Below are 13,706 nucleotides of genomic sequence, written 5' to 3'. Positions count from 1 at the left end.
ATAAGAAATGTGAGATAAATCACAACTTACCCTGATTTTTACAGAAAGTGCGAGTTGTTCTTGACCTTAATATAGAACTTAATTAGATTAAAAAGATAGTGCTTTCTCACTAAGCGACAAAATGTTTAGCTGTTGTTTAGATGAGTTTTTAAGTCCGTAGCTTCCCAAGATACGGACTTTTTTATTTTTTAATTAAAAGTAAAATATAATAGTTATTTATTATGATTTTAGAACTTATTTGGAATCTATAGTTTTTAAATGTGTTCTTATAAAAGCATTTAATAATAAAATTTATGTACAACATAATTAAAAAAATCTTCATCAATCTGTAATATCTCTTGGTTAAAGTAAAAGTAGAAAAACAAAAAGAGAAAACTATAACGAATAATTAAATAATAGGTAGTGTTCTTATGTGGATAGATTGAGTCGGCTCATATGGGTTGGCTTTTTTATTTAAAAAGGAGCCTTTATGAAAGTACAATATTTTGAGGGTGGGATGTATGAACATATGTGTCCGGCTTGTGGGCATCTCCACTATATTCCGGTAGAGCATCCCTTTTCTAATGGGAATCAGTGGTCCTTTAACGGTAGCCTTGAAAAACCAACATTTAATCCGAGCATAAGTATTATTGGACGTTGTTATTATTTTATAGAAGAAGGTTTTATTTAATACTCTCTTAATTGTAAACATCATTTAGCGGGACAGAAATTGGAGTTGCCTGAACTAAAAATCAAGAATAATTTATAATTACATAATATATTTATATTTTTTTGAAGTAATATTTTTTTACGTATTTGATACTGAACCTTTATAGTTAAAAAAATTGTAAACCTCTTCTGGTTGCTGATTTATTTAAAGTCTGAAATAATTTTTATAAATAATTGTTTTATTATATTTTTATGGATATCTGGAAATTTTTGCGAAGTTTTAATACAGTTGGTACCTATCTTGCACTTTCTACTTTTATATTATTGGTAATGATTATATATTTTTATATTGTAAATCCTTCTTGAAGTTTTATAGTCAAGAATAATAATTAATCTTTAAACCCAAATCTATACTTCTCTGATTTTTAGAATTGGTTCACATTTTTGATCTAAAAAAGATACTAGCGTTGTACAAAACAAAGTTTTATGAAAATATGATTTAGTTTTGATGTAGGGAGAGGCCAATCAAAATTTCTTACCAAAAATGTTTTAATTCTTAAATATAACGACAGTACAAATCATAACAACGATGTATGAATAAAAGATATGGAGATTTTTCATGAAGTTTTGCCAAGTATCGGCTGCTTTCTTAACATTGGTCGCCGTCAATCTAGCCCATGCAGCACCAAACACAACAATCTCTTTACTAGATTCTTCTCAAGCAAAGGGAATTATTAAAAACCAATATATTGTTATTCTTAATAAAGATGCTGGACCATCTATAGGTTTTGCCCAGAATATTGCTAAGCAACATGGAGGTAAGATTCTACAGTCGTACGACACTGTACTTCAGGGTTTCGCAATTTATTTACCCGATACAGCGGCTACTGCTTTTGTCGAAGCAATGAAAAAAAATCCGCAAGTACTGTCTATAGAAAACGATACAGTCATGAAAATTGATGCCACTACGCAGAGTAATCCGGATTGGGGACTAGATCGTATTGACCAAAAAGCTTTACCTTTAAATTCTGCTTATTCATATTTACAGACGGGTTCTGGTACGACAGCTTATATTGTTGACACAGGTATATTGTCTAGCCATCAACAATTTTCTGGGCGGGTATTAAGCGGGTATACCGCAATATCGGATGGGAATGGTACAACTGACTGTAATGGGCATGGTACACATGTCGCAGGAACGGTTGGCGGAAGTACTTATGGTGTTGCTAAGAATGTAAATTTGGTTCCAATCCGGATTTTAGGATGTGATGGCTCTGGTGCATCTAGTAATGTGATTGCTGGTTTAGATTGGATATTAAAAAATGGTAAAAAACCGGCTGTTGTGAATATGTCATTAGGTGGGGATGCGAGTACCTCTTTAGATAGTGCAGTTGAAAATTTATTTGATAATGGTTATGTCATGGTCGTGGCTGCTGGAAACTCAAATACTGATGCTTGCAGTGCCTCACCAGCAAGAGTAAGTAAAGCACTTACAGTTGCTGCTACAGATAATACTGATACGCGAGCCAGCTATTCTAATTATGGAAGCTGTGTTGACATCTTTGCACCAGGAAGCCAAATTAATTCTTCTTGGATAGGCAGTAATACGGCTACTAAAGTTCTAAATGGAACATCGATGGCTACGCCACATGTTGCAGGCGTCGTTGCTGAAATGCTGCAAAGTACACCCACTGCGACGCCACAAACCATCTCTACTAATCTTTTAAATCAAGCAAGTAGTAATGTGGTAAAAAATCCATCTGGTAGTCCAAATCGTTTGTTGTATAAATCTCCTTAATAAAAAATTTAATCTGTAGATCGTAAAAGGTCCCGAAGGACCTTTTTTAAATTTTAGCGTGAGTACCATATTTATCAATCATGATGGAACTGGCTTCATTTAAACCACGTACAGTAACTTTTATGCCATTTTTTTGAAATTTATTGATAGCCGAATCAAGCATTGCTACTGAAGTTACATCCCAAATATGTGAGTGTGTAAGATCTATAATGACTTCTTTTATATCTTCCTTAAAGTTAAACCCTTGCATGAACTTTTCAGAAGAACTAAAAAATATTTGTCCTCTTAAATCATACACACGCGTTTCACCTTCAATGGATGTATTTACATGAATATCATTTTCAAGTTTATTGGCTAAGAACAACGCGGAAAGTAAAACACCGGTTAATACGCCTAGTGCTAGGTTATGGGTAGCCACAACAACAATGACAGTTGCAATCATAACAACATTGCTACTTTTAGGATTCGATTTAAAGTGAATCAGCGACTTCCATTCAAAAGTACTGATTGACACCATAATCATGACAGCGACAAGAGCTGCCATAGGAATCACCTTTAACCAATCACTTAAAAATACAACTAAAATCAGTAAAAATATGCCTGCACAAAATGTAGATAGGCGTGTGCGACCACCAGATTTTACATTAATCATTGATTGGCCAATCATGGCACAACCAGCCATTCCTCCCATAAAGCCTGAGGCAATATTGGCAATCCCTTGACCTTTACACTCTTGGAACTTATCGCTTGGTGTATCCGTCATTTCATCAACAATTGTTGCTGTCATCATTGACTCAAGTAAACCAACAGCAGCAAGGGCTAATGAATAGGGAAGAATAATAAGCAGTGTTTCTAAATTAAAAGGAATATCTGGAATTAAAAATATAGGTAGGGTATCTGGTAATGATCCCATATCACCTACTGTTCGAATATCAATACCTAGAAAAATGGCGAGTAGTGTAACGACGACAATACAAATAAGAGGGGAAGGAAAAAACTTTCCAATTTTGGGTACATAAGGGAATAGGTAAATAATTGCTAAACCAATTGCTACCAATAAGTAGACATGCCACGTCACGCTTACTAATTCTGGTAGTTGAGCCATAAAAATGAGTATGGCGAGGGCATTAACAAACCCAATAACGACTGATTTGGAAACAAAACGCATGAGTTTGGCGAGTTTGAAATATCCAGCTAAGATCTGTATGGCGCCAGTTAAAACAGTTGCTGCAAATAGGTATTGAAGCCCATGGTCCTTTACCAGTGTAGTCATGACTAGAGCCATGGCACCTGTAGCTGCCGAAATCATAGCGGGACGACCGCCTACAAATGAGATAATGACTGCAATACAAAAAGATGCATATAACCCAACTTTCGGGTCTACACCCGCAATAATTGAAAATGCAATTGCTTCAGGAATTAAAGCAAGACCAACAACAAGACCGGAAAGAATGTCTGCACGGACATTAGAGAACCATTGTTCTCGGACATTCGTTAACATGAGGGGGATAGCCTATAGTTCTAAATTTTGGAAAGGCTAGTGATGCGATATATCAACACAAACGACTACACCACATCACTAAACAGTGATGAGTTATTTACAATGGGTAAGGGTAAATAAACTTAAAGTGGCGTAAGTGTCATAATGATAGAGAATTTGAGGCTTTAAAAGTGGCCGAAGAATAGCATAAGTTTTTAAGGTTGACTAACCTGAGCTTAGGAAATTTGCATAGCAAAAACCTTATAATTGAATGCTTTTCATCATTGGGTTTATGAAATTTTTTTAAGAAAGGGTACTGATCTGCATTCATGGTTAATAGCGATATTGTGCTAACTTTAGAAGACCATTTCAAAAAACATTAAGATATAAAATTAATTGAGCACGTATAAAAATATATCAAACTTAGCTTTAAGTTACTCATCTTAAAAAGACTTTGTGAGAGTGTTCATCCATTTTTAATTGCTACTTTTATGCAACAGAGCCTTTCAGAAATTTAGATTTTAATAGATTCGTTATTCATCATAATACAAATCATATAGAGAACTCCTACAAACCCTTTATTAACGGTTTAAAAATTCTCGGAAAATTTTGACAATTTATAAGGTGGACATATGAATAAACATTTATTGGCTAAAATTACTTTATTAGGTGCTGCTCAGCTACTTACGCTCAATTCAGCATTTGCTGATGTCCCTCTTACACCATCTCAATTTGCTAAAGCGAAAACAGAAAGCTTTGACAAGAAAGTTCTTCTATCTAATTTAAATAAGCCACATGCTTTGTTGTGGGGGCCTGATAATCAAATTTGGTTAACGGAGCGGGCAACAGGTAAGATTCTAAGAGTGAATCCAGAGTCGGGCAGTGTAAAAACAGTTTTTCAGGTTCCTGAGATTGTAAATGATGCTGATGGACAAAACGGTTTATTGGGTTTTGCCTTTCATCCTGACTTTAAAAATAATCCTTATATCTATGTTTCAGGTACTTTTAAAAATCCGAAATCTACAGATAAAGAATTACCCAATCAAACTATTATTCGTCGATATACCTATAACAAAGCAACAGATACTCTTGATAAACCAGTAGATTTATTAGCAGGATTACCTTCATCGAAAGACCATCAGTCGGGTCGCCTTGTCATTGGTCCAGACCAAAAGATTTACTATACGATTGGTGATCAGGGACGTAACCAGCTGGCTTATTTATTCTTGCCAAATCAAGCACAGCATACGCCGACTCAACAGGAACTGAGCGGCAAAGACTATCATACCTATATGGGTAAAGTATTACGCTTAAATCTGGATGGAAGTATTCCAAAAGATAATCCAAGCTTTAACGGTGTAATTAGTCATATTTATACGCTCGGTCATCGTAATCCACAGGGCTTGGCATTTACTCCAAATGGTAAACTGTTGCAATCTGAACAAGGTCCAAACTCTGACGATGAAATTAACCTCATTGTCAAAGGTGGTAACTATGGCTGGCCAAATGTAGCGGGTTATAAAGATGACAGCGGTTATGCTTATGCAAATTATTCAGCAGCAAGCAATAAAGCACAAATTAAAGATTTAGGACAAAATGGTTTAAAAGTGGCAGCTGGCGTTCCAGTGACTAAAGAGTCTGAATGGACTGGTAAAAACTTTGTACCGCCGTTAAAAACTTTATATACCGTCCAAGATACCTATAACTATAATGACCCAACCTGTGGGGATATGACCTACATTTGCTGGCCAACAGTTGCGCCGTCATCTGCTTATGTCTATAAGGGAGGCAAAAAAGCAATTTCTGATTGGGAAAATACCTTATTGGTTCCATCTTTAAAGCGCGGTGTTATTTTCCGTATTAAGCTAGATCCAACTTACAGTGCTACTTATGATGATGCTGTGCCGATGTTTAAGAGCAATAACCGTTATCGTGACGTGATTGCAAGTCCAGATGGGAATGTTTTATATGTATTGACTGATACTTCCGGAAATGTCCAAAAAGATGATGGCTCTGTAACGAATACATTAGAAAACCCAGGATCTCTGATTAGATTTACATATAAAGCTCAGTAAAACAGGCTATTAAAAAAACCGATCTACATAAGATCGGTTTTTTTGAGCTTCAGAAAAACTATTCAGTTACGACTAATACCGGTAAATGAATTTCTCCTAAAAGAGCTTGAGTCACACTTCCTAAGAAGAACTTTTTAAACCCTTTTCGACCATGAGAGCCAATGACTAATAAGTCTGCTTTGAGCTCCGTCGCTGCTTTAATAATTTCCGTGTGAATTGTTTGACCTTCAACAATTTTTGTTTCAACAGAAATTCCATGCTGGCTAAATTGTTCTTTCGCTTGGTCTAAAATACCCTGAATTGATGCTCTAGCTTTATTAAAATAATCCTGTGCTAATTCTGTACTATCAATGAATTCTACAGAAATAAAAGGATCTATAGTAAGCGCATATACTAGAGTCACTTTACTACCAAAGGCCTTAGCAAGTGCTGCTGCATGATTAACAGCAATGAGTGAAGTAGGAGAACCATCGACTGGAACTAAGATATGGTGATAACTCATATATTGCTCCTTATTGTCCTATGACAATGTATGGTGCCAAAACACCGATTTATTATCTTTATGCTTATATTATGAACAATTTTTAAAAACTTATTGTTTATTTTTAGTATGAATAGAGGCGAGAAAGTTTATTAAAGATTTTATCTTAAAGCATTGTAATGACTTTCTAGGTAGGGTTGATTCTGTTTGAGAATTGAAATGACTTGATTGGCATCTATAGCGGACTCAAACAAGAATCCTTGACCTATACTATATCCAAATTGTCGAAGTAGTTCTTCTTGTTCTGGAGTTTCAATTCCTTCTGCAATGAGCCCCAGTGATAAATTTGGAGCGAGTAAACCAATTGCTTGGACAATCGCATAAATTGATGGGTCATGTTGCATCTTTTGTATAAAACTACAATCTACTTTTAAACTGTCAATTGGATAATCGCGAATATGGGTTAGCGATGAAAAACCAGTACCAAAGTCGTCTAATGCAATACGTACGCCATGCTGTTTTAATTTATTAAGTGCTCGGATCACATATTCTGAACCTCGGTCGCCCAGCATATGTTCGGTGACTTCTACTTCAATATAATGTGTCGGTATTTGAAATTGATTGATCTTTTTCAAAAGCTTTTCAGCATAGTTGTCTCTTAAGAACTCAACTGGTGCAGCATTGAGCGAAACAGGAAGAGGTTTAATACCAAGATCTATCCATTTGGCGATGTCTCGTAAAACTTGATGTTGCATCGTTTCACCGATCTTACTCGCTAAATTATAATCTTTAAAAGCCTCTGCAATTTGTGCAGGGTAACCTCTTTGAGCTGAAGTAGTATGCCATCGTAATAGAGCTTCAAAACCTACAACACGATGAGTTCTTAAATCTACTTTGGGTTGGTAGTAGGGCTGGATAGTATGATGGCGAATAAGCTGGCGTGCTAAATTAAGTTGAGAAGCAACTGTTTCGGTCATTTGCATCATGCATGGATCATACATACGGATACCACCACGACCACGTGCTTTTAAGTCATGCAATGCCATATCCGCACAACTTAGTAAACCTGACTGGTCTACGGCATCTTGAGGATAAATTGCACAACCAATACTCATACCACCATTTAGAACATTGCCTAAATAGGTAATAGGTTGATTTAGCTGCTGAAGTAAAATTGCGGCTAGGTCACGCACATCGCTTTCAGATTTTAGGTTATTAATAATAACTGCAAACTCATCTCCACCTAGTCTTGCGACAAAGCATCTTTCATCATCAACACAATGACTAAAGCGTTTGGATAAAACTTTTAAAAGATGATCGCCTGCGCTATGCCCTAAAGTGTCATTAATATGCTTAAAATGATCAAGATCAATTAATAGTAAACCCACACTTGTTTGACTATCTTTTGAATATGCAAGGGTCCGTTTAAGTTGAAATTTAAATGAGCGCCGATTACATAAACCGGTCAGGTCATCTCTTTCACTCATATTTCTAAGCTGATTTTCTGTTAGATGCTGTTGAGTAACGTTACGAGATACACAAAGTATTTGTCCGATTTCACCATTTTCCCGATGAATCGGAGTCAGCATATTATCCCAATATTCGGGGTCCTGATCTGGTAAACAGCTCATTCCAGCAAATCTGGCAACTTTGCCTTGAAGAGCTTTTTTTAAAGCGACGCGTCCACGTTTACGAATATGAGGTGGCAAAAGCTCAAGCCATTTCATTCCAAATTCTGTTTCATCAACAGGAACGCCTAAAGCGAGGCATCCTGATTTATTCATATGAGAAACTGTGCCATCAACATTTAATACTTTAATGCAATCAACACTGATGTCTAACATTTGATTTTGTATTTCAATATTCTTTTGCAAGTTTTGTTGTTCTTGAATATCGTGATCAATATCTAAAAAGCTGACATACCATTCACTGGCTAAAGAAGAGCCGCGATATTTGGAGGCTTGAATAGAAAGTTTGCACCATCTATATTGATTGCCACTTTGTAAAAGTCGGCATTTTAATTCTATTCTTTTTTGCAGGCGAATTGCTTCGAGCCATCTATTTTTGACTTCATCTAAATCGACAGGAGATATAAAATCTAACCATTGCTGAGGTAATGGAGAAAAAGTATCCTGCCAATATTCTGTACACTCTACATTGCAATATAATATCAAGCCATTTTCATCACTTACCCAAGTCGGTAGTGGAATTTGCTCAACAATAAAATGCTTTTGGGTGTTGTTCGACATTGAAGTCATAACATGCCTAGAAAGATTGTATGGGGTTAATCTATTTATAAGTCATTATTGTAATCTTTCTGTAGTAATCAAAACAGCAATAAATAAATTTAACCTGTCTTTTTTTTGAACTAAAATTGAGGTGTTAAATATATTATATACTTAATATTTAATTTATGTTTTTGTTATTTATTGATTTTTATCTGTGTTAAGTTAAAAAAAAGATTTATGCTTATTTTTGTAAAAAACTTATTAAAACAGAAGCTTATAATTGTCTTTAGAAACCTATCTTAATAAAACTAATAAAAATAAATTATAAAATGATGAGAAGTAAATTGTGATGATTAAAATTTTAATAACTCAAATTTTAACCATAATATATAAAGAGGGGCAGGTTTAAAAAATTCTAGATAAATACAATAACCACCATTAAGTTTACAAAAGTAATATAAAATAAAGGCTTATATTATCGTAAAATTCTTTTTATCAAGAAGGATATATATTTCCTTTTTGTGCATTTTATAGCCTACATTTTCCCCAAGATGTAGGTTTTTTTTATTCCTAATTTTTGATTTTATAATTTCAAACTATTAAAAATAAAAAAAAGCCAAATGGCTTTTTTATACAGTTTCAGGTTTTTTCAACTCTTGTTGAATGTAAAGATTCATATAGTATTGTTCAATATAATCATCTGCATAGTTGTTTGCTAAGGTTTTGGTTGCCACTTGTTCATGTTTTAAATAGCAGTTTGATTCGAGGTCTTTTTCAAGTACCCACCATTGACGGTTAATACGGCGCACTTGAAACTTGTCACTTTTGTATTTTCTTTTAGCCATTTTCAAAAATTTGCTATTCAGTTATTGAAAGAGAATTTCTACTGGAGTTAAGAGCTCAAGTCAACAGATGTGAAGTTAATTGATTATTTTATGTAGGGTATTGTTTCTATCAATGCTTAAACGAGGCATTAAAATAGAAAAAGCTCTCCTGACAGAGAGCTTAGTTCTTACTGACGAGTAAAACATTTATTCCATTTTTAACGAGAAAGATTTTTTAAAAGCAATTTTAAACTTTCCATCATTTTTTCTAATTGCAATGGAGTGATACCTTCGAATGATTGCTCGAGTACTACGCTGGTTAGATCATTAATCTTATTGATCATTTCAGTACCTTTTTCTGTAAGTACCACGCGGGTGATTCGACCATCAGTCTGACAAGAATAAGTTTCAACTAAACCTTCATCTTTTAAACGATAGACAATTTTAGTCGTCGTCGACATTTTTGAAATAATCATGTCTGAAAGTTCAGAAACACTCGCATGAGGCTTACTGCTTAAAGCCAACATAATGCGTCTACGTGAGTTATCTAAACCATATTTTTTTAAAGCATTATCAATATTTTGTACATACTGAGCATGTACTTGAGTAATCCAATAATATGGAAAATCTTCAAGAGTAAAAGATTCTGTTGTAGGTAAAAAACGCGCATACTTCTTTGTCATTGACTTTTCCCCATACCTTGGTGGATCGCATTTCTGGTGAACTATCTTTAATAGTTGAAAAATATAGTTTCATTAAGCAAGTTATATCAGGACTTTACTTGCTGAGCAAAATTTATATAGCTAAATTTAACAATGACATGGTTTAGTTACCCTTGTCTTGATAAACATCCCTATACTTTGCACAAACTACAAATACTTTTCTTCCATAGTCAAAGTTTGTTGAAAATTAATTTGACTTGATAAGTCATAGCCATTAATTCCTTAAAATCTTTGAACAGATATACAAGATTGCATCTAGGCTTACTTGATCGTTAATTAAACGATATTGGCTTGCAAACGCATCGTAGAAAAAAAATTATGATTTGACCGTGGCATTGAACGAGATAGTTTTTGTCTCTAAAGTCATAACTATGAAAAATCAAGATATTTAAATAAAAAATATTTATAAATATCATTATCTTAATTTGTTTTATTGTTGGTGGAATTTACCATACATTTAACATGAATCATCTATTATTTAGCAAAATAAAATGGGTTTGTTTAGTAACTTATTAATTTTTTTATATAAAATTAAAAAACTAGTTGAATGGTTAGCGTTATAAATTTAGCTTTTTTGTCTATAAATTATATTTTTAACAATTTTTACTCATGCAGTATGTCGCTCATCTACTAAATCCCCAAAAAAGAACCAGCTTAACTGTAATGTTGGCAGAAGAAGTACCTGCACAGATTATGGCAAGATCTACTCAGATTAAGTGATATAAGCACTATTAAAACAGATTGTTGAATAGTATTTAATTTAAAAAAGGGAGAATTAATATTCTCCCTTTTTTAATTATGAAATGGTCACAATTTTTTCTTCTACTTTTTTCTTAACGATTGCATAGCTTATTCCTGTAACAATACTACCTGCAGCAATTGCAGCAAGATATAACCAAGCATGGTTAATTGCATTTGGAATTAAAAGAACAAATACACCACCGTGAGGAGTAACTAACTCGCAGTGGAATAGTGCAACAAGTGCTCCCGTTACTGCACCACCTAAAATACAAGTTGGAATAACGCGCATTGGGTCTTTTGCTGCAAAAGGAATAGCACCCTCGGAAATAAAACATAACCCTAATACGAAAGCAGCTTTTCCGGCATCTTTCTCTCCTGTACTAAATTTATTTTTAGCCACGAAAGTCGCAATAGCCATACCAATAGCAGGGACCATACCGCCCGCCATTGTTGCTGCCATAGGCATATAGGTATTTGTTGTAAGCAATCCGACAGTAAAAGCGTAGGCTGCCTTATTGATTGGGCCACCTAAATCGATACACATCATGCTTGCTAATATAATTCCCATTAACACGGCATTTGTTGTACCCATATTATTTAGGAAGTCTTTCATGAGCTCGAAAATATGTGCTACAGGCTGTCCAACCACATAGAACATAATAAGGCCAACAAATAATGTACCTAATAAAGGAATAATTAAAATCGGTTTAAGTGCTTCTAGACTAGTAGGAAGTTTGAGTTTTTTTGCAATAAAAAGTGCGATATAGCCCGCAAGGAAACCTGAAACGATGCCGCCTAAAAAGCCTGCTTGTAATTGAGAGGCGAGTAAGCCGCCAATTAAACCAGGTGCGAGGCCAGGGCGATCAGCAATGGAGTAGGCAATATAACCCGATAACATCGGGACCATGAGCATAAATGCAGCGGCCCCAATTTGTTTTAATATGGCTGGTAAACTGCCTGCTTGCTCAGCAGCATTTAAGCCAAAGCATAGGGATAGGGCAATTAGAAGACCACCAGCCACCACCATAGGTAACATATAAGAAACACCTGTTAAGAGATGTTTATATACGCCAACTTTTTCGGTTTTATCCTTTTTCTCTGCTGATGTTTGTTGCTTACCTTGATCTAAAACTTGTGCATTACTAATCGCTTCAGCAAAAGCTTTATCTGTTTGCTTTAATGCAAAACCAGTACCGCATCGGTAAACACGCTTGCCCACAAAACGGTCTGTACTAACTTCAATATCAGTAGCAAGAATCACGATGTCCGCTTCAGCAATAGCTTGGGCTGATAAAATATTTTTTGCACCAACGGAACCTTGTGTTTCTACTTCAATATCATAACCAAGTTTTTCTGCACCTTGTTGTAATGCTTCAGCAGCCATAAAGGTATGGGCAACACCTGTAGGGCACGCAGTGATTGCAACAAATTTAGTCGCTTTATTTGGTGATGGCGTATTATCACTCTGCCAATCTTGAGCTGGCTTTAAATTATCTAAGCCAGCTTGGAAAGCTGAATGAGCATCATTTTTGATTTCTTCAATGCTAATTAAAGATAAAGGATGTGTACCAAAAATATTAAGATTTTTCGGACGTTGTCCAATAACAATGATTTGATCAAAGTTTTGATTTTCTTCGAATTCATCGAGCGAAATTATATTATTTTCGTAACCCTGTTGGGATGCTACCTGTGCAAGCTTTCGCGCTAAAATCAAAGCATTGACTTGCTGTTGCGGACTATTAATGACAAATAATAAATGTTTAGCAGTTGGCATCAGATTCACTCAATGAATTGATTGTAGTTTGGGCTTTTAATTGGTTTAGCATTTCAGCATTTGGAATACGAAAGCCAATTTGTGTTACAGCATGGCTCGCGATTGCCGTAGCCGTTTTCAATGTTTCTTCGGCAGAGAAGTTATTTATTAAGCCGTGAATCATGCCAGCTAAAAGAGAGTCGCCCGCACCAACGGTACTTTTAACGATCACTCTAGGGGCTTGGGCATGTAGTGGATGTGTTTCATGTAGCCAGTTTACACCGTCTTCACCCATCGAAATAACGACATGCTCAATTTTAGCTAAATTTTTAAAAAGCTCTTTTTGCTGGACATAGGTTGTTGCAGGAAGCTGATAGCTTTCTACTAACTCATCGGTGTTTGGTTTAATCATCCAGGGTTGGCATTCAATTGCAGCGACTAACGCTTTACCACTTGTATCAAGGGCAACTTTTTTACCATGTTTTTGAATGAGCTTAATAAGCTTTTGAAACTCATCAATACTAAAACCTTGTGGAAGACTACCAGCAATAGCAACAACTTCTACTTGCGGCAAAATCATTTCGATTTTTTGGAATAGATTCTTTTTATCTAGTTCAGATACTAAAAATCCTTTTCCATTTAAATCGGTCATACGACCGGAATGTTCAGCAATTTTTATATTCTGGCGCGTCTCACCCTCAATATAAATAAATTCAGATTGAAATTGAACTTGCTCAAAATGTGTATCAAAAATCTGTCGATTACTACTTCCTAGAAAACCGGAAACAATAACATCATGTCCTAAATCTTTTAAAACTTGTGCAACATTAAGCCCTTTTCCAGCAGCATGAATCTCTACAGATTCTTGGCGATTTACTTCACCTATCTGCAACTCATTGAGTTGTATCGTGACATCAATTGCAGGATTTAAAGTAATTGTTAAAATTTTAGCCATT

At 35.1% G+C, this 13,706-nt stretch carries 10 protein-coding genes and 1 pseudogene; 4 read left to right on the top strand and 7 right to left on the bottom strand.

The genetic code is table 11. The features are described from left to right. Nucleotides 1–469 precede the first annotated feature (469 nt). From MKL38_RS00530 to MKL38_RS00520, 3 genes and pseudogenes are all read left to right on the top strand, one after another. Nucleotides 470–748, top strand: a pseudogene (locus MKL38_RS00530) (DUF6527 family protein). Between the two features lie 152 nt (nt 749–900). After that, nucleotides 901–1,014, top strand: a complete 114-nt coding sequence (locus tag MKL38_RS00525; RefSeq protein WP_227508779.1) for a hypothetical protein — start codon at nt 901–903, stop codon at nt 1,012–1,014. Between the two features lie 253 nt (nt 1,015–1,267). Further along, on the top strand, nt 1,268–2,446 hold the full coding sequence (locus tag MKL38_RS00520) for a S8 family peptidase (protein ID WP_270902193.1): 1,179 nt from the start codon (nt 1,268–1,270) through the stop codon (nt 2,444–2,446). A 46-nt stretch (nt 2,447–2,492) separates the two neighbouring features. Here MKL38_RS00520 and MKL38_RS00515 read toward each other — a convergent pair whose 3' ends face one another. Continuing rightward, nucleotides 2,493–3,947, bottom strand: coding sequence for a SulP family inorganic anion transporter (locus tag MKL38_RS00515; protein ID WP_270902192.1), 1,455 nt, complete (start codon nt 3,945–3,947; stop codon nt 2,493–2,495). A 611-nt stretch (nt 3,948–4,558) separates the two neighbouring features. Between MKL38_RS00515 and MKL38_RS00505 the strand changes: the two genes are divergently transcribed. Next, nucleotides 4,559–6,001, top strand: a complete 1,443-nt coding sequence (locus MKL38_RS00505; protein WP_270902191.1) for a glucose/sorbosone family PQQ-dependent dehydrogenase — start codon at nt 4,559–4,561, stop codon at nt 5,999–6,001. Between the two features lie 58 nt (nt 6,002–6,059). Here MKL38_RS00505 and MKL38_RS00500 read toward each other — a convergent pair whose 3' ends face one another. The 6 genes from MKL38_RS00500 to pfkB all read right to left on the bottom strand — a co-directional run bounded on the left by MKL38_RS00500 (nt 6,060) and on the right by pfkB (nt 13,705). Beyond that, complete coding sequence (locus tag MKL38_RS00500) at nt 6,060–6,503, bottom strand: universal stress protein (RefSeq protein ID WP_005046644.1); 444 nt, start codon at nt 6,501–6,503, stop codon at nt 6,060–6,062. 140 nt (nt 6,504–6,643) lie between these two features. Further along, nucleotides 6,644–8,740 carry a sensor domain-containing protein gene (locus MKL38_RS00495; RefSeq protein ID WP_209830953.1) on the bottom strand — a complete coding sequence of 699 codons (2,097 nt, stop codon included), beginning with the start codon at nt 8,738–8,740 and terminating at the stop codon, nt 6,644–6,646. A 599-nt stretch (nt 8,741–9,339) separates the two neighbouring features. Then, complete coding sequence (locus MKL38_RS00490) at nt 9,340–9,555, bottom strand: hypothetical protein (protein ID WP_003652142.1); 216 nt, start codon at nt 9,553–9,555, stop codon at nt 9,340–9,342. A 197-nt stretch (nt 9,556–9,752) separates the two neighbouring features. Next, nucleotides 9,753–10,217: a MarR family winged helix-turn-helix transcriptional regulator gene (locus tag MKL38_RS00485; protein ID WP_002121027.1), complete on the bottom strand. Its 465-nt coding sequence runs from the start codon at nt 10,215–10,217 to the stop codon at nt 9,753–9,755. Between the two features lie 835 nt (nt 10,218–11,052). After that, a complete protein-coding gene (locus MKL38_RS00480) occupies nt 11,053–12,771 on the bottom strand; it encodes a fructose-specific PTS transporter subunit EIIC (RefSeq protein WP_270902190.1) in 1,719 nt (572 codons plus the stop codon). After that, nucleotides 12,758–13,705, bottom strand: coding sequence for a 1-phosphofructokinase (gene pfkB / locus MKL38_RS00475; RefSeq protein WP_270902189.1), 948 nt, complete (start codon nt 13,703–13,705; stop codon nt 12,758–12,760). Before pfkB ends, MKL38_RS00480 begins: the two co-directional genes overlap by 14 nt. Between the last annotated feature and the right edge of the window lies 1 nt (nt 13,706).

It is taken from the genome of Acinetobacter sp. AOR14_HL (genome assembly GCF_027855175.1).
Classification (GTDB): Bacteria; Pseudomonadota; Gammaproteobacteria; order Pseudomonadales; family Moraxellaceae; genus Acinetobacter; species Acinetobacter calcoaceticus.
This window is presented reverse-complemented; position numbering and strand designations above follow the sequence as displayed.

Bases quoted from the DNA above. Each gene is read 5' to 3' on its own strand.
- MKL38_RS00485 (WP_002121027.1), bottom strand. From the start codon at position 10,217: ATGACAAAGAAGTATGCGCGTTTTTTACCTACAACAGAATCTTTTACT.
- MKL38_RS00505 (WP_270902191.1), top strand. From the start codon at position 4,559: ATGAATAAACATTTATTGGCTAAAATTACTTTATTAGGTGCTGCTCAG.
- MKL38_RS00520 (WP_270902193.1), top strand. From the start codon at position 1,268: ATGAAGTTTTGCCAAGTATCGGCTGCTTTCTTAACATTGGTCGCCGTC.
- MKL38_RS00480 (WP_270902190.1), bottom strand. From the start codon at position 12,771: ATGCCAACTGCTAAACATTTATTATTTGTCATTAATAGTCCGCAACAG.
- MKL38_RS00515 (WP_270902192.1), bottom strand. From the start codon at position 3,947: ATGTTAACGAATGTCCGAGAACAATGGTTCTCTAATGTCCGTGCAGAC.
- pfkB (WP_270902189.1), bottom strand. From the start codon at position 13,705: ATGGCTAAAATTTTAACAATTACTTTAAATCCTGCAATTGATGTCACG.
- MKL38_RS00500 (WP_005046644.1), bottom strand. From the start codon at position 6,503: ATGAGTTATCACCATATCTTAGTTCCAGTCGATGGTTCTCCTACTTCA.
- MKL38_RS00495 (WP_209830953.1), bottom strand. From the start codon at position 8,740: ATGACTTCAATGTCGAACAACACCCAAAAGCATTTTATTGTTGAGCAA.
- MKL38_RS00490 (WP_003652142.1), bottom strand. From the start codon at position 9,555: ATGGCTAAAAGAAAATACAAAAGTGACAAGTTTCAAGTGCGCCGTATT.
- MKL38_RS00525 (WP_227508779.1), top strand. From the start codon at position 901: ATGGATATCTGGAAATTTTTGCGAAGTTTTAATACAGTTGGTACCTAT.